The following is a 23,266-nucleotide window of genomic DNA, read 5'->3' as shown; positions in this document are numbered from 1 at the left end:
CCCGAGATATTTTTAGCCAGATGAAGAGGATCCCCTCGATCTGGTGAGGAGATACAAGATGAGCAAGATGGCGGATTATGACGGCCCGATCCTTGAGATCGACAAGCTGTCGATTTCCTTCTTTACCCGCCTGCGGGAAATTCCGGCCGTGATGGATTTCTCTGTCAGCGTGCAACCCGGTGAAGCTGTTGGTCTGGTCGGTGAATCCGGCTGCGGTAAATCCACGGTGGCGTTGGGTGTCATGCAGGACCTTGGCAAAAACGGTCGCATCGTTGGTGGTACAATCAAGTTCAAGGGTCGTGATCTGGCGGAAATGAGTTCAGATGAATTGCGCGACATACGCGGCAATGAGATCGCGATGATCTATCAGGAGCCGATGGCCTCACTGAACCCGGCAATGAAGATCGGTAAGCAGCTGATGGAAGTGCCCATGATTCACGAGGGCGTCAGCGCAGAAGAAGCGTATTCGCGCGCGCTGGAAGTTGTCACCGATGTGCGCCTGCCGGACCCCGAGCGAATGCTCAACTCGTTCCCGCACCAGCTGTCAGGCGGTCAGCAACAGCGGATCGTGATCGCAATGGCACTGATGTCAAAACCGGCGCTTCTGATCCTTGATGAACCAACGACGGCACTTGATGTGACGGTTGAGGCTGCGGTGGTCGAACTTGTGAAGGATCTGGGCAAGAAATACGGCACTTCGATGCTGTTCATTTCGCACAACCTTGGGCTGGTTCTGGAAACCTGTGACCGGCTTTGCGTGATGTATTCGGGTGAGGCGGTCGAGCGCGGCTCGATCAAGGATGTGTTTGACGAGATGCAGCATCCTTACACGCAGGCCCTGTTCCGGTCGATCCCGCTGCCGGGGGCCGACAAGAATTCGCGCCCGCTGGTGGCTATACCGGGGAACTTTCCCCTACCCCATGAGCGGCCCCCAGGTTGTAACTTTGGCCCGCGCTGCGACTATTTCGAAGAGGGTCGCTGTGACGCCAAGGACATCCTGATGGAGGCGGTGCCCGGAAATGACCGGCACCATACCCGTTGCCTGAAATTCAAAGAGATTGACTGGAACGCACCAATCACGGTGGGTGATCAGAAAGCGAAAGGTGAGATCGGCAGGGTCGTTCTGAAGATGGACAACCTCAAGAAATACTATGAGGTTGCAGCAAATGCCCTGTTCGGTGGTGGCGAAAAGAAGGTTGTGAAAGCAAACGAAACGCTCAGTTTCGAGGCGCATGAGTCCGAGACATTGGCCATCGTGGGTGAATCCGGTTGCGGCAAATCCACCTTTGCCAAAGTTCTCATGGGTCTTGAGACGGCCACGGACGGGCAGATTCTTCTGGACAACCGCAATATCGAACAGGTGCCCATAGAAGAGCGCGACGCAAAGACCGTTGGTGAAGTTCAGATGGTGTTCCAGAACCCGTTCGACACGCTGAACCCGTCGATGACCGTCGGGCGCCAGATCATCCGGGCATTGGAAATCTTCGGTGTTGGCAATTCTGAGGCCGAGCGCAAGAAGCGGATGCTGGAGCTGCTGGATCTGGTGAAGCTGCCGCGCGCCTTTGCTGACCGGATGCCGCGTCAGCTGTCAGGTGGCCAGAAGCAGCGCGTAGGTATCGCGCGCGCCTTTGCTGGCGATGCGCGCATCGTGGTGGCCGACGAGCCCGTATCGGCGCTGGACGTTTCCGTGCAAGCTGCGGTGACCGACCTGCTGATGGAAATTCAGCGCGAGCACAAAACCACGTTGCTGTTCATCAGCCATGACCTTTCCATCGTGCGATACCTCAGCGACCGTGTGATGGTAATGTATTTGGGGCACGTGGTCGAGCTGGGCACAACTGATCAGGTTTTTGCACCCCCCTACCACCCTTATACCGAAGCGTTGCTGAGTGCTGTTCCCATCGCCGATACATCGGTCGAAAAGCAGCACATCGTTCTGGAGGGTGATATCCCTTCGGCCATGAACCCACCACCGGGATGCCCGTTCCAGACACGGTGTCGCTGGAAATCCGAAGTGCCAGATGGGCGCTGTGAGTCGCATGTGCCGCCTGTGCAGACATTGGCCAAGGGGCATCAGGTGAAGTGCCACTTGTCCGAAGAAGTGCTGGCACGGATGCAACCCGTAATCAAAGTCGCAGCCGAATAGGTTCGCGGATCATAACTGGAAAGGGCCGGTGGTTGACCGGCCCTTTCTGTGAGTGCCGCGTGTCACGAGGAGACTGGCGACGCTTGTGAGTGGTGGTTCCAAAAAAAAGTTCAGCCAGTCATGACATTGTTGCCGAAATGCATGAACTCCTGGTTCATACCAGCAATCTCACCGGCCTCCAGTTTCAGGTTGGCACTGTCAAGCATCTGATAGCTTTGCTGCCCCTTTACCCACTCGTCTGCTGATTGCAGCGTGGTCAGCGTGTAAGACGTAACTTCGTTCAGGTAATGAGTTGGGATAATGATCTTGGGCTTTAGCTTGGCCACGATGTCATTACCCTGATCGAAGCTCAGGATATGTTGCGACCCGTCTACCGGTAGGGTCAGAACATCGACCTGTCCGACGGCGTCCCAAAACTCCTGCGGCGGGTTATGGCGATTGTCACCCCAGATCAGCGTACGAATGCCACCTGTTTCCACCAGATAGACCACCATATCCATATGACCCACATTGTTCGGCGGACAGGCTTCGACCCCAAATTCGGCCAGTGCATTTGTCCAGTTGTACCAGCCCGGCGCTACGCAGGCATGTTTATCTGCAAAACCAGTGATCTTGATATCGGCGAACTCGAAATTGCCCACCATCCTGTCCAGCACCATGGTCGAACTTGGGCGTTCGATCGCGTCGTGATCGAAATGCGCGTGGGTCGACAGGGTAATGTCTACCGGGATCTGGGGGAACTCATTGCGGAACCAAAGCCCCCACGCGCCCGACGGGTCATCACGCCAGGGGTCGAACAGGACCGTTGTGCCGTTGGGCGAGGTGATCTTGATGGCGCAATGGCCATAATAATCGATACCGACAACTCCGGCACTGGCCTGCCCCGTCGATCCCTGCAGGTCGATCACATGGTTATTGTTCCCTGGTTGCAACCACGCCTGCGATTGCGCCTCGACCGGTTTCGCGCCCAGCACTGAAGCTGTCGCGCCAACACCGGCGGCACCTGCCGCCATGAAAAATGACCGCCGAGACAACCCCGGTGCCAGATGATCCCTGTCCCCTTTCAGGATGGTCGGTTTCAGATCCTTACGATCCATATCTATGTACCTCTCTGTTGGACGTGCGCCGTTTTTCGGCACCTCATCCCAGAGGGTAACAAGCCAAAGCGCTTCAGCTCAGACCGAAAAAATGGGGGTGGAATATGGGGGCATTCCCCATATTTGACATTCACGAAATCGAGAGCAAATGACTGCGCAGGTTTTGATCCCGGCCCTCAAGTCCAAGTTTTCGGCGAATGTTGTTGCGGTGAAAATCGATTGTCGACGTCTCTCGGGACAGGGCCTTGGCAATGTCCTTCGTGGTTTTCCCAAACATGACCATCTGTGCAATTTCCATTTCGGTCGGGGTCATTGCCGCGAAGGCATCCGTCAACTTGTCAGACATCGAAGATGTGATCTCGTTCAGGTTCTTCTCGGCCAGCTCAAGATAGACAAATTGCGCCTCATTCCCTGAAAGCTGCGCCCGAACCTTTTCAAGATATGGTAATACTCTGCTACGAACCTGCTCGATGATTTCGTGATCCCGGTTTTTGCGGTCATCGTCGAGACTTGAGAGCAATACGCGCAACGCCGTGTTCGTCTCCTGCAACTCTCGGGTTCGATCCGAAACACGCGTTTCAAGCTGGGCAAGTGTTTCGTTCAGCTTCTCCTCCAACGCGCGTCTCAGATAAACCTCTTGCAACAAAGCCAAATCCGACTCGACCATGCGCGCGAACTGCGCCAGCCCCTCTCGGAACAACAGGGCCCGCCGGTTCTGTTTACGGTCCAGAACACAGATTGTGCCGAACACCGATCCATCGGGCCATTTCAGCGGTAAGCCGATGTAAAAGGTCATTCCGTGTTCCAGGTCGTCGTTGTCCGCCCAAACCGGATCACATTTGGCGTCCTGGACCACCAACTCTCCGTCACGCTCCAGAACACCCTGACAGTACAGCTTGGGGTTCAACTGGAAACTCAGACCGACCGGATACGGGTTCTCGGGGTGATCGGATGTGATCAAAACCGCATGATCCGGCGCGTCGGTTTTCATGATCAGGCTTGCGGGCACGTCGGCCAGTTCTGCGACCAGATCAACAAGTTGCTGCCAGTTTGCCAGCGTTTCTTTGGGAATCTGCGGATGATCAGCAGGCATTAGGGGCCTCACCAGTTTCTGGGCGATACCCTGTCAGGTTAGTTGGAGGCTTTGCACTGAATCAAGAATAGGACGTTCTGCGGCGCAGCATCGGTTTCAGCCGCCCCAGATAACCTTCACGTAGTTCTGGGTTTCCTTGTACGGCGGAATACCACCATGCTTTTCAACCGCATCGGGACCCGCGTTATAGGCCGCCAGCGCCAAAGGCCACGATTTGAACTTGCGGTACTGCCAGGACAGATATCTGGCACCGCCTTCGAGGTTCTGCTTGGGATCATGGGGGTTTACGCCCAAAAGCTCGGCCGTCTGTGGCATAAGCTGCGCCAGTCCTAACGCACCTTTATGTGACTTCGCCTGTGGGTTCCATCCACTTTCCTGCTGCACGAGACGCAAGAACAGATCTTCAGGGATGCTGTGAAGGCGAGCAACACGGCGCGCGATTTCCAAATATTCTCCGCGATACTTTCCTGAATACCGTTTGCTGACCTGATCACGCGTTGTTTTGGGTTTCAGCCGGGCCGAGTCGCGGTACTGGGTTGCCGCACGAGAATCCAGAACCTTCGCCTGTTTCAGGAAAATATCCTTGCGGCTTTTGCTGGACAAGGTTTGTGCCTGCACCGGCGCAACGGCCAATACTAGGCAGGCAACAGAAAACCCAGCAACCCAAGAACGCATCTTTGCTTATCCTGCTCGATCAAAAACCAGTGGAAGTATAGGTATTCCCGCAAAAAATGAAAGCTTGGTAAATAGTACAGTAAGACTCTTGTTCCACAGTGTTGTATCAACTGTTTTCAACCATGATGCAGGCCGTATAGGGTCTCACGAAACTCATTGCGCCAGATTCGGCGCATTTACGCAGAACAGAACGAGGATTTACATGGCGGGTTCAGTCAACAAGGTCATTCTGGTGGGAAATCTTGGCCGCGACCCCGAAGTCCGGTCGTTCCAGAACGGCGGCAAAGTGTGCAACCTGCGCATTGCCACCTCGGAGAACTGGAAAGACCGCAACACGGGCGAGCGGCGCGAACGGACAGAGTGGCATTCGGTTGCCATCTTCTCGGAACCGCTGGCCCGCATCGCCGAGCAATATCTGCGCAAGGGCAGCAAGGTTTATATCGAAGGCCAGCTGGAAACCCGCAAATGGCAGGATCAATCCGGTCAGGATCGATATACGACCGAGGTTGTCTTACGCCCCTATCGCGGGGAACTGACCCTGTTGGACGGTCGTAGTGAAGGCGGTGGAGGCAGCGGCGGCGGTTATGGTGGCGGCCAGGCTGGTGGTGGTTACGGTGACCCCTACGGCGGCCCATCCAGCTCTCCGGCACCAGCCTCGGGCGGAATCGACGACGACGAGATTCCGTTCTAACCAAAGCGGAGTAACAATATGACATGGTCCTTCTCTCTCGGCCGATTGCTCGGGTCCGAACTGAGGGTCCATGTCACCTTTTTTCTGCTGCTTGCATGGGTCGGTTTTGCCGCATTCTCAGCCGGTGGCGTGCCAGCCGCGATAGAAAACCTTCTCTTTGTTCTGGCGCTGTTTGCCTGCGTTGTCGCGCATGAGTTCGGTCACGCCCTTATGGCGCGGCGTTATGGTATCAAAACCCCCGACATCACCCTTCTGCCCATCGGCGGCCTGGCCCGGCTTGAGAGAATGCCGGAAAAACCGATGCAAGAGGTTCTGGTGGCGCTTGCGGGTCCGGCAGTGAATATCGCTATCTTTATTGGCCTTGCCGCGCTTGGCGCAGGTATGCCGCTAGAGACCCTCGCGCAATTGGAGTCACCAAATGTGAGGATTGTGGACAAGCTGGCCTATATCAATCTGCTTTTGGCCATCTTCAACTTGATCCCGGCCTTCCCAATGGACGGAGGCCGCGTCTTTCGCGCCCTTCTGTGTTTACGCATGAATCGTGTCAAAGCCACCCGAGTTGCAGCCGTTGGTGGCCAGGTTGTCGCTGTCGGGTTTGGATTTCTAGGGCTGAGCTCTGGCAATCCAATTCTGGTATTGATCGCCGTATTTGTGTTCTTTGCAGCCAATGCAGAAAGCCAGGAAGTCGCTTTGCGATCTGCGGTTCGTCGTGTTCTGGCCCGTGACGCGATGATCACCGAGTTTCACGCACTTTCTCCCAGTGATACGCTGAGCACAGCGGCACAAGCCGTGATTCACACCACGCAGCACGAATTTCCGATACTGGACCCAAATCACACGTTGCTGGGCTTTGTGACACGCGATCGCCTGTTCACCGCCCTTGCAAGCGACCAACCCAGAACCGCGCCCGCGACCTCGATCATGGATGCAAACGTCCCCACAGTCCTGCTGACAACCGGCCTTGAGGACGTGCTGGAACACCTGCACAATGGGGCGCCGGCCATTGCAGTTCTGACCCATGGCGGTCGCATGATCGGTTACATAACCCGCGAAAACATCGGCGAGCTGATGGTCATTCAGGGTCGTTAACCCCTGCGTCACACCGGGGCGAGAGCGTCCGACAGAACCGACAAGACCGCATCCTTCGGCACATCCGAGGTCACAAAAGCCTGACCAATTCCGCGGGCCAGGATAAACCGCAGCTGGCCGTCCACGACCTTTTTGTCCTGCCCCATCAGATCCACCAGCACCTCGGCACTTGGCAATTCGCCCGGAATATCAGCCAGATCCGTTTTCATGCCCATCGCACGCAGATGTGCGCGTACCCGGCTTGGGTCCTCTTGTGAACACAGGCCAAGGCGGGACGAAAGCTCGAACGCAAGTGCACAACCAATGGCCACGCCCTCACCATGCAAAAGACGGTCGGAATACCCTGTGGCGGCCTCCAAGGCATGGCAGAAGGTGTGCCCCAGATTCAGCAGGGCGCGGTCACCTTGTTCGGTTTCATCCCGGGCCACGATATCGGCTTTCATCTGAACCGAGCGGGTTACCGCACGCACACGTGCGGCCATGTCGCCTGAAGACACACTTTGCCCGTTCGCCTCAAGCCATTCAAAGAAATCAGCATCCCCAAGCAAGCCGTATTTCACCACTTCGCCATACCCTGAAAGAAAGTCCCTCTGGGACATGGTCTGCAACACAGATGTATCGGCCAGAACCAGCGATGGCTGATGAAAAGCGCCGATCAGGTTCTTCCCCTGAGGGGCGTTGATCCCTGTTTTCCCCCCGACAGAGCTGTCGACCTGCGCCAGCAAAGACGTGGGGATTTGTACGAACCGAACACCTCGGCGCAGAACGGCTGCGGCAAAGCCGGCAAGATCACCAATTACCCCACCACCAAGGGCCACAACAACGTCGCTGCGTTCAACCTTTTCAGTCAACAGCCACTCAACCGCGCGTTCGAAATGTGGCCAGCTTTTTGTTGCCTCTCCGGCGGGTAAGGCCAGCGCGGACATTTCGATCCCGGTGGTTTTCAGACCCGCACGCAGCGTTTCCAGATGCAGATCAGCGACACTTTCATCTGTCAGGACGGCCACCTTAGGACGCGCCAATAGCGGTGCAATCCAATCGCCCGCGCGCGCCAGAAGATCCGGACCGATCTCAACGTCATACGACCGGTCCCCAAGTTCAACTTGTACTGTTTGATGCATTATCTGATTTCCAAAACATCAGGGCGCGCCAACAAGGCGTCGACAACCCGGTCCACCATATTCTCGATCGAAGTTTCGCCATCCGAATCCACGATCAGATCCGCCTCGGCGTAAACCGGAACACGCGCCTCGTAGAGGGCTTTCAATGTCGCATAAGGATCGGCAGTACGAAGCAGCGGGCGCGTGTCCTTGTGGCGGACACGGCTCCACAGAACTTTCAGGTCTGCCCGCAGCCAGACCGACGCACCCCGCATGGTGATCATACGCCGGTTGTCAGGCTGAAGAAACGCGCCGCCACCCGTTGAAAGTACGCCTTTTTTGTCATCCAGCAGGCGGCTGATAACCTGTGATTCCTTGGTGCGAAAAAAAGGTTCCCCGTCCCGCTCAAAGATTTCGGGGATGGTCATGTTGGCGGCTGATTCGATTTCGGAATCGCTGTCCAGAAAAGGAACACCCAATCGAGCGGCCAAAGCGCGACCCACGGCTGACTTTCCGGCCCCCATCATACCGACCAGAACCACGGTTTTGTGTAGATCAAACCGGGTCTGCGCGTCCGCTGAGTGCGTGTTATGCTTAATTTCGCTCATTTCACCGTGAATGACGTGATCTTGGGAAAAATGCCAGTTATAACTTGGTCAAAATCAAAAATTGAGGCAGCGTGACGCCATGAGCCGTCTGATCAAATTCCTGATATATGTTCTGTGCCTGGCATTCATCGGGCTGGTCGCCTATGCCTATGTCGGTCCATTCTTTGGTGCGGATTTCTCTGCGCCTCAAAGTGAAATTCGCGAGCCGGTTGCACTGGATGTCAACTAAGCAACTGCTTTTGGTAATCACACTTGCCGGGTCGGCACATGCGCAGGAACCCTTATCCGCCATCGAATGGCTGACAGACCCGCCGGAAAACCTGCCGGGAACCGTTCTGCTGGAACCTCCGGTCACGCAAGATGGCGCATTGCCGGAAATTGAGGTGACTTCGCTTGAAGCGCTGTCGCAGCCGCTGGGCCTTGTTTCATCCTCAGTCACTGGTCTGCCCGTCGACCTTTGGCAGGGCAGCGATGCGGATCGTTTGGCCGAACTGATCGCCGGCGTCCACGTGCGTGACAACCCGGCCATGCAGCGATTGTTGTTCACGCTGCTCTTGTCTGAAACCCGCGCGCCGTCAGGGCCTCTGGCTGAAGAAATCCTTTTGCTGGCACGGCTGGACCGATTGATGCAACTGGGCGCTGCTGATCCGGCGCAGTCGCTTGTTCAATTGGCCGGGCCCACTGACACGCAGGACCGTTTCAAGCGCTGGTTCGATGCGACGCTCTTGACCGGGGATGAGGATCGTAGCTGTACCGCCCTTATTGCTGAACCGCATCTTTCGCGGGACTATGCGGCTCAGATCTTCTGCAAGGCCCGCCGCGGGGATTGGGTTTCAGCCGCGCTGACACTTGAGGCAGCTCATGCGCTTGAAATCCTTCCACCCGAGGATCTGGCGGTTCTGGACCGTTTCCTCAGCCCGGAACTGTATGAAGGCGCAGCTTACCTGCCGCAGCCGGAAAACCCTGATCCCCTGACGTTCCGTTTGTTTGAGGCAATTGGCGAACGGCTTCCCTCCGCTCCGCTGCCACGGGCGTTTGCCAATGCGGATCTGCGCGATGTCGCAGGTTGGAAGGCACAGATCGAAGCAGCGGAGCGGCTGACCCGAATTGGCGCATTAACCCCCAATCAGCTGCTGGGCCTTTATACCGAGCGTGATCCGGCAGCCTCAGGTGCTGTCTGGGATCGGGTGGCTGCCGTTCAGCGATTTGAAAGCGCGTTGGACACCGGGAACGCGGAAGCGATAGGAAAGACCTTGCAGCCGGTCTGGCAACAGATGCGTGGTGTCGGGCTTGAGGTTCCGTTTGCCGAACTGTTCGCCGAGCGCTTGTCATCTGTCACATTGCCGGTTGCCACCACCGAAAGCCTGCGCTGGCGTATTCTGATGCTGTCCGGGCTTTACGAACAGGCCGCCTTGTCAACACCTGACACATCCAACGACACCCAGTTTCTTGCCGCTTTGGCACAAGGCGACCCCGGGCGCGCGGTGTCCCCGTCCCCTTTGGCTGATGCCGTCGCTCAGGGGTTTGAATGGGCAGCGCCTGTGCCAGGCGACATTGATGCGTTGCTGACCAACGGTCAATTGGGCGAAGCCATTATTGAAGCCATGCAACTGTTTGCACATGGCGCGCGGGGCAATCTGGTGGATCTGACAGCGGCAATTGCAACATTCCGGCGCGTTGGGCTGGAGGACACCGCGCGACGTGCCGCCCTGTCCCTTTTGATCCTGCAAGAGCGTTGATCATGGGCTCTCCGGTATCAGATGCACTGTGGATTTCAACGTTTTTGCAGGCGCAGGCGGCGGAGCTTGGCGCTGCGACCAATACGCTGCTGGCTTATGGGCGCGACCTGAAAGATTTTGCCGAATGGCTGGACCGCAAGAAATCCGGATTTGATCAGGCAAATCGCGACCTGATCGAAGCCTACCTGATCGACTGCGATGCACAGGGCTTGTCACGTTCGACCCGCGCGCGGCGTTTGTCTGCTATAAAACAGCTGTACCGGTTTGGCTTTGAGGAAGGCTGGCGCGCGACCAACCCTGCCATTCAGATCAAAGGTCCCGGCCGGCAGAAACGGTTGCCCAAGACGCTGGATGTGCCCGAAGTTGACCGTTTGCTGGAGGCCGCCCAAAAAACCGGGCGAACCGAAGCTGACAGGCTAAGAAACACCTGCCTGATGGAAGTTTTGTACGCCACAGGAATGCGGGTGACTGAGCTTGTCTCCTTGCCCGTCTCTTCGGCCCGTGGCGATCCCCGGATGCTGCTGGTGCTTGGGAAAGGGGGTAAAGAGCGAATGGTCCCTCTGTCGCCCCCGGCCCGGGATGCTTTGGCCGCGTGGCTGACCGCGCGGGACAAGGCCGAGGACTTGGCCGCGGAAAAAGGCGCTCAGCGCTCGCGCTTTCTGTTCCCATCACGCGGAAAGTCCGGTCATCTGACACGGCACAGGTTCTTTTTGCTGGTGAAAGAGCTGGCTGTACGGGGTGGTGTTTCTTCTGAAAAAGTCACACCACACACGCTGCGCCATGCATTCGCCACGCATCTGCTGGCCAACGGCGCTGATCTGAGATCGATCCAGACGTTATTGGGCCATGCAGACGTGGCGACGACCGAAATCTATACGCATGTTCTGGATGAACGTCTGGCGGAACTGGTGTTGCAACATCACCCGCTGAGCAAGGACCGCAATGAGGACAAGGGCTAAGACCTTGATCCAGCGGGGCGACGTCCCCATAACGGATGCAGTACACAAATCTATCAAGGACCAATGGAACCCTTACCTTCTATGTTCGACGGCGCATTCTGGGTTACGACCGGCGCTATCCTGTTCCTGCTTATCCTGTCCGGATTTTTCTCGGGCTCGGAAACGGCGCTGACCGCCTCGTCAAGGGGGAAACTACGCGTTCAGGCCGACAAGGGATCGCGCGGGGCTAAAAAGGCGCTGGAAATAACCGACGACAACGAACGTCTGATCGGGTCGGTTCTGCTGGGCAACAACCTCGTCAACATTCTGGCCGCGTCGCTGGCGACAGCGTTGTTCACACGTCTTTTTGGCGAAAGCGGCGTGGCATTGGCGACCCTGGTCATGACCTTTCTGGTGCTGATCTTTGCCGAAGTGCTGCCCAAAACCTACGCCATCACCAATTCCGAAAAGGCCGCTGCGGCCGTTGCACCGATCATCAGCGTGGTAGTGACGGTGTTTTCACCTGTCGTCGCGGCCGTTCGATTGTTGGTGCGTGGCGTATTGCGCCTGTTCGGAGTTCAGATCGATCCTGACAGCAACATTCTGGCCGTGCGCGAAGAAATCGCAGGCGCTCTGCAACTGGGCCATTCCGAAGGGGTGGTTGAAAAGGAAGATCGCGACCGCATCCTCGGCGCGCTGGATCTGGGCGACCGCACGGTGGAAGAGATCATGCTCCACCGTTCCAACATCGAGATGATCGATGCGAACGCCCCACCCGAAGCTATCCTGAGGCAATGCCTTGAAAGCCCCCACACTCGTCTGCCTGTTTTCAGGGACGAGCAGGAGAACATTGTCGGCGTTGTTCACGCCAAGGACTTGTTCCGCGCGATGTATGCACAGGCTGGCAGCAGTGACGGCAGCACTGACCGATTGGCCAGCTTTGACATCGGCAAAGTCGCAAATGCCCCCTATTTTGTTCCAGAGACCACAACTCTGGATGACCAGATGCGCGAGTTTCTGAGGATGCATGGTCATTTTGCGCTGGTGGTGGACGAATATGGCTCATTGCGTGGCCTGATTACGCTTGAAGATATTCTGGAAGAAATCGTGGGCGAAATCGCCGATGAGTTCGATATAGCCGAAGAGGTACCGGTTGTGCGGACGGATGATGGCCAATTCCTTGTCGAAGGTGCTATGACCATTCGCGATGTCAATCGTGCGTTGGACTGGTCGCTACCGGATGAAGAGGCCAACACTCTTGCTGGTCTGGTCATCCACGAAGCCCAAATGATCCCGGTTGTTGGACAAGTGTTTTCGTTCCATGGCTTCCGGTTCGAGGTCACAGCACGCGAAGGCAATCGTATCACAGCCCTGAAAGTGCGTCCCTTATAGGGTTTGGGTGCGAGACAAAAACGACGCGCTCTGTCGCTCGTATGACAGAATGCTTTATCGTTGATCTGCACCGTCCTACCAGAAAAGGAGGAGCGGATGAAAAACTCATGCCAGGTGGTCGTCATTGGTGGCGGCGTTGTCGGATGTTCGGTTCTTTATCACCTGACCAAGCTTGGGTGGTCGGACGTCATGTTGCTGGAACGGTCCGAACTGACCAGCGGCTCGACCTGGCATGCGGCAGGCGGGTTTCACACCCTCAACGGCGACACCAACATGGCGGCGCTGCAGGGCTACACGATCAGGCTGTATAAAGAACTGGAACAGATCACCGGCATGTCCTGTGGCCTGCACCACGTGGGCGGTGTGACACTTGCCGATAATCAGGACCGGTTTGATATGCTGCTGGCCGAGCGCGCCAAGCATCGGTTCATGGGGCTTGAGACAGAAATCGTCGGCCCGGAAGAAATCAAAAAGATCGCGCCCATAACGAACACCGACGGAATTATCGGCGCTCTTTATGATCCGCTGGATGGTCATTTGGACCCGTCAGGCACCACCCATGCCTATGCCAAGGCCGCGCGAATGGGCGGTGCCACAATTGAAACCCATTGTATGGTACGTGAAACCAACCAGCGCCCCGATGGAAGCTGGGATGTCGTCACCGACAAAGGCACAATCCATGCAGAACATATTGTTAATGCGGGCGGGCTTTGGGCACGTGAAGTTGGCGCCATGGCCGGTGTCTATTTTCCCCTGCACCCGATGGAGCATCAATATCTTGTCACCGACGCGATCCCACAGATTGAAGCGATTATCGATGCGGGTGGCGAGCATCCGCATGTCATGGATCCGGCAGGTGAAAGCTATTTGAGGCAGGAAGGGCGCGGCCTGTGCATCGGGTTCTACGAACAGCCCTGCAAGCCCTGGGCAGTAGACGGCACACCGTGGGATTTCGGGCACGAGTTACTGCCCGATGATTATGACAAGATCACCGACAGTATCGAATTCGCGTATCGCCGCTTTCCTGTGCTGGCTGAGGCTGGGATAAAATCGGTGATCCATGGGCCGTTTACCTTTGCCCCTGATGGCAACCCGCTGGTCGGCCCTGTACCCGGAATGCGCAACTACTGGTCGGCCTGCGGTGTCATGGCCGGGTTCAGTCAAGGTGGCGGCGTTGGCCTTACGCTGGCGCAGTGGATGATCGAAGGTGAGCCCGAGCGCGATGTGTTTGCCATGGATGTTGCCCGCTTCGGCGACTGGATCAGTCCAGGTTATACCCGCCCCAAAGTCATCGAGAATTATCAAAAACGCTTCAGCGTCGCCTATCCGAACGAAGAACTGCCCGCTGCACGCCCCAACCGCACAACGCCAATGTACGACATCTTCAGCGATCTTGGCGCGGTCTGGGGGCAGCAATACGGCCTTGAGGTGCCAAACTATTTTGCGCAGGAAGATGAGCCGGGATTTGAAACTCCATCCTTCCGCCGCTCGAACGCGTTCGCTGCGACTGGGCGCGAAGTGCGGGCAGTGCGTGAAGCTGTGGGTATCAACGAAGTCCACAATTTCGGCAAATACCGCATCACCGGAGCCGATGCTCGGAACTGGCTGGACTGGATCATGGCTGGCCGCATTCCGAAACCCGGTCGGCTGTCTCTGACCCCGATGCTGTCGCACAAGGGCAAGCTAATTGGCGATTTCACCGTTTCCTGCCTGACTGACACTGAGTTCCAGCTTACGGCGTCCTATGGCAGTCAGGCTTTCCACATGCGGTGGTTCCAGCAAAACGCTCAGGACGACGTGAGGATAGAAAACGTCAGCGACCGGTTGAACGGCTTCCAGATTGCCGGCCCAAAGGCAACGCAGGTTCTGGCGGCCTGCACCCGCGACGACCTGACGGATTTCGACTTCCTCAACGTGCGCCGGATGACTGTCGGCATGACCGACTGTGTCGTTCAGCGTGTCAGCTATACGGGCGATCTTGGTTATGAAATCTATTGCGACCCCCTAGCGCAGCGTCAGCTTTGGTGGACGCTGTGGGAGGCCGGACAACCCCACGGCATTGTTCCGTTCGGAATGCGCGCGATGATGAGCCTGCGGCTAGACAAGTTCTTTGGCTCATGGATGCGAGAGTATTCGCCCGATTACACCGCCGCGGAAACGGGATTGGATCGTTTCATTGCATTCAGCAAAAACACCCAATTCATCGGCCGCGATACAGCGGAAGCAGAACGGGCCAATGGAACCACCCGCCAGCTGGCAGCCTTTGAGGTTGATACGGACGATGCAGACGTCAACGCCTATGAACCGATCTGGCTGGATGGCGCAGTTGTTGGGTTCTGTACCTCGGGCGGCTACTCTCATTTTGCGCAAAAATCCGTCGCCATGGGCTTTCTGCCGTCCGGGCGCATAGAAGATGGTCTGGAGGTTGAAATCGAGATTCTGGGGCAGATGCGCAAAGCGAAGGTTATCTCGACACCTTTGTTTGACCCAGATGGTAGACGCATGAGGGGATGACAGCACACATGACTGACGGCAGTATGGCTCAGTGACTGAAATACCCATCATCCTGCTTGCCGCCGGTCAATCCAGCCGTATGGGCGGGTTGGACAAGCTAATGCAGCAAATCGACGGCATTCCACTGCTGACCCGTACGGCGACCCTTGCGCGTGGTGTGGCGCCTGTCCTTGTCACCCTGCCACCGCGCCCGCACCCAAGATATGATGCACTTACGGGAATGGATGTTCAGACGGTTCCCGTTCCGGACGCGGCAGAGGGAATGAACGCCAGTTTGCGCACCGCTATCGCATACCTTCCTGCAGATGCACCCGCAGTCATGGTTTTGCTGGCCGATTTACCTGACCTGACCCAGACCGATCTGAGAACGATCTTGAAAGCACGCCGATTGCATCCCGACAATGTAGTCTGGCGCGGAACAACCGCAGATGGAAAGCCCGGGCACCCGGTGATCTTCGATCGGACGCTTTTCACTCAGCTTTCGGCATTACACGGCGATCACGGCGCGCAGGCGGTGGTTCGCTCGCAACAGTGCGGCGTATTCCTGCAACCCCTGCCCGGTCAAAACGCGGTTTTAGATCTGGATACACCGGAAGATTGGAACGCTTGGCGTAAAAAGTGTACTTCTTGAATAAACACGGCCCGGTCGATATCGACCGGGCCGGTGCCCAATACAGGACTACCACTTTCTACAATTCCAAAAGTTTGACCAATAGGTCTTTTAGACACTCTGGTTCCCTAGCCGCTAAACCTAAACAAGACCCCCTCGTTAACACGCCGCTAAAACTTCCGGTAACTGAGTTAGCCGCCAGCGCCCCCTAGCGCTTTTGGCTTCCCCTCACTTGGGCAATTTCATCCTCACTTATCCGATCCTTAGAAACAACGTAAAATTGGATGAATAGGTTAATTTAGCGCATCTCTATTTGGCTTTTAGGCAACATAGCCCTGGGGCCTGCTCAACCTATAGGCGATCCTCATTCAGTGCACAAATCAACGATTCGGAATTAAGCGCAAACTTATGCGCCCATTCAGCTGCCTCTCGGCAAAGTTACAGCGTCAAGTCCAAAGACCTCCGGACTCGCCCACAACCATTGGAAGAGCAGCATTTTTCCCCACTGTTCAGTGAAAGCATTGTCAACAAAACAATGAAAATACAACTTTTTTGAAAGTTTGACGTCTGTTTTGGCAACAATCCTCCGATTCGCCTTCGACCTACCTGGTCAAATCAGCGAATCCTGATCAACGTCCTTCGCCACAAAACACCCGCTTTGTGGCAAAATTAAGATTTATTAATTGATCAGTCAGGAAACCCCAATCCTGCCAGTGCATCTCATGTCTCAACGCGCAACGGAAATTGCGTGATCAAACCAGGAGACAGAAATGAGCATCCGAAAATCTTCGCTTTTACTTCCCCGCACATCCAATTGGATGGGTGTTAGCGCATTGGGCGCAGCCATGCTGGCCACAACCGCTTTACCTTCGATGGCGGATGAGGCGCTAGCCGATCTTGTCGAAACCGTTTCCCCGTCGGTTGTGACCATCATTGCCGAGCAAAAGGCCGCCCCAAGCCCCGCACAGGGGCAGAGTTTTGATTTTGACGGTCATCCGTTTGGGGAATTCTTCAAACGTTTTGGTGGGCCTGAAGGGTTCAACATGCCTCAACGCGGTCCGGCACAAGGGCTCGGGTCAGGGTTTGTACTGGATGAAGCCGGTTATGTCGTCACCAATCACCATGTGGTGGACAATGCCGAGACTGTAACCGTTCGCCTAAATGATGACCGGACATTTGAGGCCGAGGTGGTTGGCACCGATCCGCTGACAGATATCGCAGTCTTGAAGATAGATGCAGGCCCGGGTCTGCAAGCTGTCAAACTGGGTGACAGCGATGCAATCCGCGTTGGCGAAGATGTCGTTGCGATCGGCAACCCGTTTGGTTTGAGCTCGACAGTTACTACCGGCATTGTATCGGCCAAAGGGCGCAATATCTCGGACGGGCCTTATGCCGAGTTCATTCAAACGGACGCCGCCATCAACAAGGGCAACTCTGGTGGCCCGCTTTTCAACATGGACGGCGAAGTGGTTGGCGTGAACTCGGCCATATATTCCCCCAGTGGCGGATCCGTCGGATTGGGATTTGCTGTAACCTCGAACATCGTTGAACATATTGCGGTCGATCTGCAGGACGACGGGCAGGTCAGCCGTGGATGGCTGGGTGTATCTATCCAGAATATCAGCCCGCAGCTTGCGGCGGCACTGGGAATTGATGCCTCCTCGGGTGCACTGGTGGCAGATGTTGTCGCCGACAGCCCTGCAGATGGCGTTCTGGAGCAAGGCGATGTTATCCTGTCCTTCAACGGCGAAGCCGTAGACTCCAGTGGTGACCTGCCCATTCTGGTGGGCACAACCAAGGTCGGCACCGCAAGTAATCTGACCATTCTGCGCGATGGCAAACAGGAAACGGTCACTTTGACCGTTGGCCAGCATCAGGCAGCGTCGGCTCAGTCCGATACCCCTGTCGAATCCGAAGCGGCGGGCACGTCGCTTGGTGTCACCGTGGCCCCGCTGACCGAAACGATGCGAGCCGAGACAGGTATCGCCAAAGCCGTCGAAGGTGTCGTCGTCACAGACCTGCAACCGGACAGCCCTGCGGCTCGGGCGGGTCTGCAACGCGGTGACGTGATCGTCAAACTGGGCAATCAGGACACGTTCACACCCGAAGCGCTGAAGGCGGCACTGGACAGCGAAAAAACAGACCCGGCACTGGTGCTGATCAACCGGGCTGGCAGCCAGATCTTCGTTGCCGTCGAACTGGTCTGATCAATACCATGCGCGCGCCGCTTGATGGGGAGAACCGGCGCGTGCCTCACCCGACGGAACTGAGTTGTCCGCTGTCCGTCGGGCTTGCCGGGTGCGTGCCCAGCACCCGGCAAGATCGTCAGCAAACCATATGCTTTGTTTGAATTTTGTGTTTAAATCCTTAGGGAAAGGAACCACATCATGAGCCGCCGTCTGTTGATCGTCGAAGATGACACTGACACCAGGGATTTCATTGCCAAAGGGTTTGGCGAAGAGGGCTATGTGGTCGAAACGGCTGCTGATGGCCGCGAAGGATTGTACCACGCCACGGATGGCGGGTTTGACGCCATTGTTCTGGACAGGATGCTTCCCGGTCTGGACGGGCTGTCGCTGATCAAATCCCTGCGTGCAGCAGGGCTGAAAACACCTGTCTTGATGTTGACGGCCATGAGCGCAGTAGACGAGCGCGTCAAAGGATTGCGGTCAGGCGCCGACGATTATCTGGTCAAGCCCTTCTCGTTTCAGGAACTTCATGCACGGATCGAAGCCCTGTTGCGACGTCCGCAGGAATCCGAAGAAACGCCGACGCTGACCTGCAAGGATCTTGAAATGGATCTTCTGACCCGCAAGGTTACGCGGGACGGCCATGAGATTACGCTGACGCCTCGTGAATTCCAGATCCTTGAATTCTTTCTGCGCCGTAAGAACCGTGTCGTGTCGCGCACCATGCTGCTTGAAGGCGTCTGGGATTATCATTTCGACCCGAACACCAACGTTGTGGATGTTCACATCTCAAAGTTGCGCCGCCAGTTGGATGAAGGCGGAGACATACCTTTGATTGAAACTGTTCGCGGTGCGGGTTACATGATGTCCGATGGATAACCTTCGGCTTTCCCTTAATAATTCACGAACAAGACTTGTCACCACCAGCATGGTGCTAAGCACGTTCCTGACCGCGTCCGTGTTGGCATTGGTCTATGTGACAGCCAACAGAAGCATCGAATCCGAGACCCGATCAGTCGTGTCCGCCGAACTGACCGGGCTTGCAGATGAATATGAACGGCGCGGGCTGATCGGGCTGATCACAGCGATCGAGCGTCGTCTTCCAAGCGCGCCCGACCGAGACGCGCTGTATCTTCTGGCGGATCGGCAAGGTGTCAAGCTTGTGGGTAACCTGAAAACCTGGCCGGTCAATGTGACCGCCGGAAGCGGCTGGGTCGACCTTGAGTTGCGCAGGGCTGACAATGACCAACTGGTGCCTATCTCGGCGGCATCAATCCGCCTGCCCGGCGGTGAACGCCTTTTGGTCGGCCGGGATGCAGCTGTCCGTCAACAATTCGACCGCGTGCTGTTCCGTTCGCTGGCACTGGCACTGGCAATTGCATTTGTCCTGAGCGTGATCACCGGCTGGCTGTTCACACGTCTGGTGTTTTCACGCCTGTCAGACATCGCAAGCACAGCCGAAAACATCGTTTCCGGCGATCTTTCCAAAAGGATGCCCCTGCGCGGAACCGGGGACGAGTTCGATCAGGTCTCTGGCACGTTGAACAACATGCTCGACAGGATCGAAGAGCTGGTCAGTAATCTGCGCACCACCTCGAACTCTATCGCACATGATTTGCGCTCTCCTCTGTCCCGCCTTCGCCAACGGGTCGAATCCCTTTCCGAGCCCGGCAAAAGCGATCTGGATCGCGAGATCGACATTGCGCGGGCAACGGGAGAAATCGACCATGTTTTGCGGGTCTTGGGGCAGCTTACCGAGATATCGCGGGCCGAAGCCGGTCTGGGGCGCGAGCAATTCGAAGACATTGACTTGCAGCAACTGGTTGGCGATGTCGTGGAGCTTTATGATCCGGTGGCCGCGGATCAGGACATCCGTCTTGAGGTTATCGGCTCTGCCCCCGCAATTCAGGGGCACCGGCCCCTCCTCTCGCAGGCTCTTTCCAATCTGCTGGAAAACGCTATGCGCTACGCACCGGCAGATACCACAATCACGATCTCAATCGGTATCGAGGACGGATTTGCCCAATTGCGGGTTCGGGACCGTGGTCCGGGTGTTCCGCCCGGAGAGTTGGATCGCCTTCAGCTTCCGTTCGTCACGCTTGATCCGGCGCGCACAGAACGCAATGCGGGATTGGGGCTCGCGCTGGTTGCCGCGATTTCCCATATGCATGGCGGGACATTCGCAGCCCGAAACTGCAACCCAGGTTTGGAAACCACGATCAATCTGGCAATTCAGAGTTAATCCGGCAGTCCGTTTACCGCCAATATCATGTTTTTATAACGTTTATCCTCGGTGACATCCGCACCGAACCAATCCGGCGGGACATAGGCATTTGCGGCTTCACTGGTATGGAATTCAACTTCAACCAGACACAGGGGTTCCAGGCCGCCTGAGAAAACATCCAGCTCGAACTGGTGGCCGTCCGGCATTTGATCCGTGTGACGTACCTTCTCGACCCGGCGTCCTCGAGTTTCCGGCCAGAAGGTTTCAAACTGGTCCCGGGTTATCTCTGTCTCACGCTCAACACGTACAAGATCACCGCCTCCTTTTAAGGTCAGGAAAAACACATCGTTCTTTTGCCTTAAGCGCAATTCGGTCGAGTCCTCCGGCGCGGTGAGGTACCCCTGACGCACCTCTGCTTTTTCCGCGCGGCTCAGGTCCGGCATCCTTGCCACCAGAAACTTGCGCTCAATTTCCCTGCTCATAAGGGTACCCCCGCTCAATCTTCCAGCTTATCAAAAAGCACCCGATATGCCGTACCAACCGCGCCGCGATCTGCGTAAGTGCCGACAGAGACCCGATGCTGCACCATCGAAAAGAACGTTCGCAACTTTTCTGGCGCAGCTCACGTTTGTTGAAGAAGCCATTCAGTTGACCAAATGACCGCCCGGTCAAGGTTGTGCGACTGACGGGAACAACGATTTCATCGGCGTCTCGAAAACAGAACCCAGACGCACCCTGATGATCGAGATCGCACAGCAATATCCTTTGACCAGTCTGTGCATAGGCATAATCCCGGTTCACCGAAGTCGCGGTTTTTCCGACACCGCCCTTGTTGCTGTAACAGGCAATGATCCTCATTCCTTACTCCTTTTTGTGGTGAAACAGACTGCGGAACATGTGCCGGATTTCTTGCCCGTCAAACTGATGGAAACTTGCGACAACGCGCTTTCTTTCCGTCTTTTGGTGTTGATCAAGCACAGCGATTAGGCCGCCCACGGACAAACCGATCTGCGCGTCCACGCGGCCTTGCGTATCGGCGCGAGACGCAACAAAGGTCAACAACGCATCTTGCTGAACAGAATAGTCGTTGAACAAACCAAGACTATCCTGGAGTTTTTTCAACGGCTTAAGGATCATTCTCAAACCATTCCAATCGAATAGAGCGTCAAACAACTCCATCAGGTATCTAAGCTTTTTGCATTCAATGCGAAGGTCATGCACCGTCTTGTCTGGCGTACTGACAGTTATACCGCGCGCCAGTTTGCACACCTTGCGATAGCGCTTCCAGATCAGCGCGCAGGCATAGTCATACGTGCCGCGATGCGCGTTTGGTCCAAAGTCCAAGTGGTCCGGACTTGCAAACAGTGCGGTCAGGTCTGTCATGTTCGTCGTGTAGTCGGCGCTGTGCAACCATTGTGACAGGCGCAGTTGCTCTTGTGCACGTTCCGTTTGAAACTGATCAAACATCTCGGACAATCCTACGTGAAGGTTCCGCGGGATAAGATTGAAATACTTGTCTTTTTTCAGAAGGTAGACATCCAAATCGCGCAGAGGTCCGGTACGGGTCATGAGGTCGGAAAAGACCCGCTTCAGCTCGGCCGTCTGAGACTCTGACAACACGCCCTTGAACAGGCTGATTACTGACCTGATCTTGCGCAACGATACCCGGTAATCGTGCAAAAACTCGGTGTCGATGTCAGCGATCACACCATCTTCGTTTTGCCGCGCAACCCGCAGATATGTTTGAATGATTTTCGCAGCGACTTCGCTGCAAGGATCTGCTTGACCAAACTTTATTTCGGGCTTGGCCTGATAGGGAACCATGTCTGGAATCAGGCTGGAATAGAGCGTTTCAATATCATGAACACCGCCCGTAATGCTGGCGATAGAGGAACAGACCAACTGATAAGCCTTCTTGTACCCGCGCAACTTCTGAATTCGTACAATGGTCGCCTGCCCTGATGGCGTCGACATGTACGTTAAAGTTCCCCTGACTTTTGTCTTTTGCAGATCATCAAGCACGGCGAAGGTCTTTGCCTCGATCTCTCCAACACCGATCCGCGTCAGCGCCCGCAGTTCAGGAAAGTCGCTCAGCGCCTTTTGAACCGGCCCTTCTGACAAGTCCCGCACAAACCGCAGATGCCCCGAGTATTGCTGAGACAAAGGGCCGTGATCCTTCCGCAGCAGGTGCAACACCCCGCCGGTATCGATCAAAGCACGACCCGAGGCGCGCAATGACTGATCGTGACAATCGAGCAATGCGAAAGCTTTGACGGGGCTACCGGGTGAAACTTCTTGGGAAAACCCGGCAATGGCATTTGCCAGAGCCGTTTCGTCAATCCTCACTGGGAAAATGAACTGATCGCCTGACGATCTGGTCATGATACGCCTTTCCAGTTCAATTTCAGAAACCCGTTTACGGGTTTCTCAACGGTCATTTGCGCGCCCGCCCCTTTGTTTGGCGGGCTGCCCCAACGCCATTCTGGGTTTTCTTGTTCAATCTCGGCGGAACCCGGAAGGACATCAAGCCATTATGACTGCGAGCGAGTATATTCACGGGATGACAGGCCCCGGGCACCGAAGTAAGAAACCACTATGAGCGAACCAGTATCTTCGATCCGAAACCTTGGCCCGGCCTTTGAACAGGCTTGCGCACGTGCTGGTATTCATTCGGCTGAAGCGCTGCGAGAACTAGGGCCGGACGAAGCCTACGCCCGCCTGTTGCGGGCAGGCACCAGGGCGCATTTCATCGGATATTATGTTCTGGTGATGGGATTGCAGGGCCGCCCGTGGAACGACTGCAAGGGTGACGAGAAAAAAGCCCTGCGCGAAAGGTTCGACGCAATCAAAGCCGGTAACGGGGCTGCTCCGGAAAATCAGATGATTGCAGATCTGGACGCCATCGGGGTTCGTGTTGCACCAAAGGACCTAAAGCAGGTCTGAACGAATAAAGCCGCACCCAACCAAGGATGCGGCCCCTATTTGTCAGCAATGGCTGTGGCTTAGCCGACCAGCTCAATACCCGAGAAGAAATATGCGATTTCAACTGCTGCGGTTTCCGGAGCGTCCGAACCGTGGACCGAGTTTTCACCGACCGATTCCGCAAACTCGGCGCGGATGGTGCCCGGCGCTGCGTCTGCAGGGTTGGTTGCGCCCATGAC

22 protein-coding genes are annotated in these 23,266 nt (G+C 56.1%); 13 read left to right on the top strand and 9 right to left on the bottom strand.

The window, feature by feature from the left end; all coding sequences use genetic code 11:
* The first annotated feature begins 58 nt into the window (after nt 1-58).
* Nucleotides 59-2,146: a dipeptide ABC transporter ATP-binding protein gene (locus tag AC2FND_RS14295; RefSeq protein ID WP_496770423.1), complete on the top strand. Its 2,088-nt coding sequence runs from the start codon at nt 59-61 to the stop codon at nt 2,144-2,146.
* A gap of 110 nt (nt 2,147-2,256) precedes the next feature.
* On the opposite strand, the gene AC2FND_RS14290 is transcribed toward AC2FND_RS14295, so the two are convergent.
* The 3 genes from AC2FND_RS14290 to AC2FND_RS14280 all read right to left on the bottom strand — a co-directional run bounded on the left by AC2FND_RS14290 (nt 2,257) and on the right by AC2FND_RS14280 (nt 5,011).
* The gene (locus AC2FND_RS14290) at nt 2,257-3,243 is read right to left on the bottom strand and encodes an MBL fold metallo-hydrolase (protein WP_496770421.1); all 987 of its coding nucleotides are present in this window, start codon (nt 3,241-3,243) and stop codon (nt 2,257-2,259) included.
* A 130-nt stretch (nt 3,244-3,373) separates the two neighbouring features.
* The gene (locus AC2FND_RS14285) at nt 3,374-4,336 is read right to left on the bottom strand and encodes a LuxR C-terminal-related transcriptional regulator (protein ID WP_496770419.1); all 963 of its coding nucleotides are present in this window, start codon (nt 4,334-4,336) and stop codon (nt 3,374-3,376) included.
* A gap of 96 nt (nt 4,337-4,432) precedes the next feature.
* Nucleotides 4,433-5,011 carry a lytic transglycosylase domain-containing protein gene (locus AC2FND_RS14280; protein ID WP_209504118.1) on the bottom strand — a complete coding sequence of 193 codons (579 nt, stop codon included), beginning with the start codon at nt 5,009-5,011 and terminating at the stop codon, nt 4,433-4,435.
* 202 nt (nt 5,012-5,213) lie between these two features.
* Here AC2FND_RS14280 and ssb point away from each other — a divergent pair, with 202 nt between their 5' ends.
* Nucleotides 5,214-5,702, top strand: coding sequence for a single-stranded DNA-binding protein (gene ssb, locus AC2FND_RS14275; protein WP_209504119.1), 489 nt, complete (start codon nt 5,214-5,216; stop codon nt 5,700-5,702).
* Nucleotides 5,703-5,720: 18 nt separating this feature from the next.
* Nucleotides 5,721-6,791, top strand: coding sequence for a site-2 protease family protein (locus tag AC2FND_RS14270; RefSeq protein WP_209504120.1), 1,071 nt, complete (start codon nt 5,721-5,723; stop codon nt 6,789-6,791).
* Nucleotides 6,792-6,799: 8 nt separating this feature from the next.
* Here AC2FND_RS14270 and aroB read toward each other — a convergent pair whose 3' ends face one another.
* Nucleotides 6,800-7,912 carry a 3-dehydroquinate synthase gene (gene aroB / locus AC2FND_RS14265; RefSeq protein WP_496770416.1) on the bottom strand — a complete coding sequence of 371 codons (1,113 nt, stop codon included), beginning with the start codon at nt 7,910-7,912 and terminating at the stop codon, nt 6,800-6,802.
* Nucleotides 7,912-8,499 (bottom strand): shikimate kinase, encoded by a 588-nt coding sequence (locus AC2FND_RS14260; RefSeq protein WP_496770414.1) that lies wholly within the window; start codon nt 8,497-8,499, stop codon nt 7,912-7,914. Before AC2FND_RS14260 ends, aroB begins: the two co-directional genes overlap by 1 nt.
* Before the next feature lie 79 nt (nt 8,500-8,578).
* Between AC2FND_RS14260 and AC2FND_RS14255 the strand changes: the two genes are divergently transcribed.
* The 9 genes from AC2FND_RS14255 to AC2FND_RS14215 all read left to right on the top strand — a co-directional run bounded on the left by AC2FND_RS14255 (nt 8,579) and on the right by AC2FND_RS14215 (nt 20,123).
* Nucleotides 8,579-8,728 carry a hypothetical protein gene (locus AC2FND_RS14255; protein WP_209504123.1) on the top strand — a complete coding sequence of 50 codons (150 nt, stop codon included), beginning with the start codon at nt 8,579-8,581 and terminating at the stop codon, nt 8,726-8,728.
* A complete protein-coding gene (locus AC2FND_RS14250) occupies nt 8,718-10,238 on the top strand; it encodes a hypothetical protein (RefSeq protein ID WP_209596030.1) in 1,521 nt (506 codons plus the stop codon). Before AC2FND_RS14255 ends, AC2FND_RS14250 begins: the two co-directional genes overlap by 11 nt.
* A gap of 2 nt (nt 10,239-10,240) precedes the next feature.
* Nucleotides 10,241-11,197 carry a site-specific tyrosine recombinase XerD gene (locus AC2FND_RS14245; RefSeq protein ID WP_496770413.1) on the top strand — a complete coding sequence of 319 codons (957 nt, stop codon included), beginning with the start codon at nt 10,241-10,243 and terminating at the stop codon, nt 11,195-11,197.
* Nucleotides 11,198-11,260: 63 nt separating this feature from the next.
* On the top strand, nt 11,261-12,568 hold the full coding sequence (locus AC2FND_RS14240) for an HlyC/CorC family transporter (RefSeq protein WP_496770412.1): 1,308 nt from the start codon (nt 11,261-11,263) through the stop codon (nt 12,566-12,568).
* A 96-nt stretch (nt 12,569-12,664) separates the two neighbouring features.
* Nucleotides 12,665-15,082 (top strand): GcvT family protein, encoded by a 2,418-nt coding sequence (locus tag AC2FND_RS14235; protein WP_496770411.1) that lies wholly within the window; start codon nt 12,665-12,667, stop codon nt 15,080-15,082.
* Nucleotides 15,083-15,113: 31 nt separating this feature from the next.
* Entirely contained in the window at nt 15,114-15,713 is a 600-nt protein-coding gene (locus tag AC2FND_RS14230) for a nucleotidyltransferase family protein (RefSeq protein WP_496770410.1), read from the top strand.
* Between the two features lie 749 nt (nt 15,714-16,462).
* Nucleotides 16,463-17,899 (top strand): DegQ family serine endoprotease, encoded by a 1,437-nt coding sequence (locus AC2FND_RS14225; protein ID WP_496770409.1) that lies wholly within the window; start codon nt 16,463-16,465, stop codon nt 17,897-17,899.
* A gap of 180 nt (nt 17,900-18,079) precedes the next feature.
* Nucleotides 18,080-18,760 carry a response regulator transcription factor gene (locus AC2FND_RS14220; protein ID WP_480505434.1) on the top strand — a complete coding sequence of 227 codons (681 nt, stop codon included), beginning with the start codon at nt 18,080-18,082 and terminating at the stop codon, nt 18,758-18,760.
* A complete protein-coding gene (locus AC2FND_RS14215) occupies nt 18,753-20,123 on the top strand; it encodes a sensor histidine kinase (protein WP_496770408.1) in 1,371 nt (456 codons plus the stop codon). The genes AC2FND_RS14220 and AC2FND_RS14215 overlap by 8 nt, the downstream gene beginning before the upstream one ends.
* Here AC2FND_RS14215 and AC2FND_RS14210 read toward each other — a convergent pair.
* From AC2FND_RS14210 to AC2FND_RS14200, 3 genes are read right to left on the bottom strand one after another with little or no spacing between them, the layout of a single operon-like run.
* Nucleotides 20,120-20,548, bottom strand: a complete 429-nt coding sequence (locus AC2FND_RS14210) for a CYTH domain-containing protein (protein ID WP_496770407.1) — start codon at nt 20,546-20,548, stop codon at nt 20,120-20,122. The two genes, AC2FND_RS14215 and AC2FND_RS14210, sit on opposite strands and share 4 nt — an antisense overlap.
* A 22-nt stretch (nt 20,549-20,570) precedes the next feature.
* On the bottom strand, nt 20,571-20,963 hold the full coding sequence (locus AC2FND_RS14205) for an AAA family ATPase (RefSeq protein ID WP_496770406.1): 393 nt from the start codon (nt 20,961-20,963) through the stop codon (nt 20,571-20,573).
* 3 nt (nt 20,964-20,966) lie between these two features.
* On the bottom strand, nt 20,967-22,487 hold the full coding sequence (locus AC2FND_RS14200; RefSeq protein ID WP_496770405.1) for a CHAD domain-containing protein: 1,521 nt from the start codon (nt 22,485-22,487) through the stop codon (nt 20,967-20,969).
* Between the two features lie 213 nt (nt 22,488-22,700).
* On the opposite strand from AC2FND_RS14200, the gene AC2FND_RS14195 reads away from it, so the two are divergent.
* The gene (locus tag AC2FND_RS14195; protein ID WP_209504134.1) at nt 22,701-23,048 is read left to right on the top strand and encodes a TfoX/Sxy family protein; all 348 of its coding nucleotides are present in this window, start codon (nt 22,701-22,703) and stop codon (nt 23,046-23,048) included.
* A gap of 59 nt (nt 23,049-23,107) precedes the next feature.
* Here the strand turns inward: AC2FND_RS14195 and AC2FND_RS14190 are convergent.
* Nucleotides 23,108-23,266, bottom strand: a 159-nt coding sequence (locus tag AC2FND_RS14190) for a nucleoside-diphosphate kinase (protein WP_496770425.1), incomplete at its 5' end; no start/stop codon positions are given.

Source organism: Ruegeria sp. BHSB056 (assembly GCF_059613305.1).
This window is presented reverse-complemented; position numbering and strand designations above follow the sequence as displayed.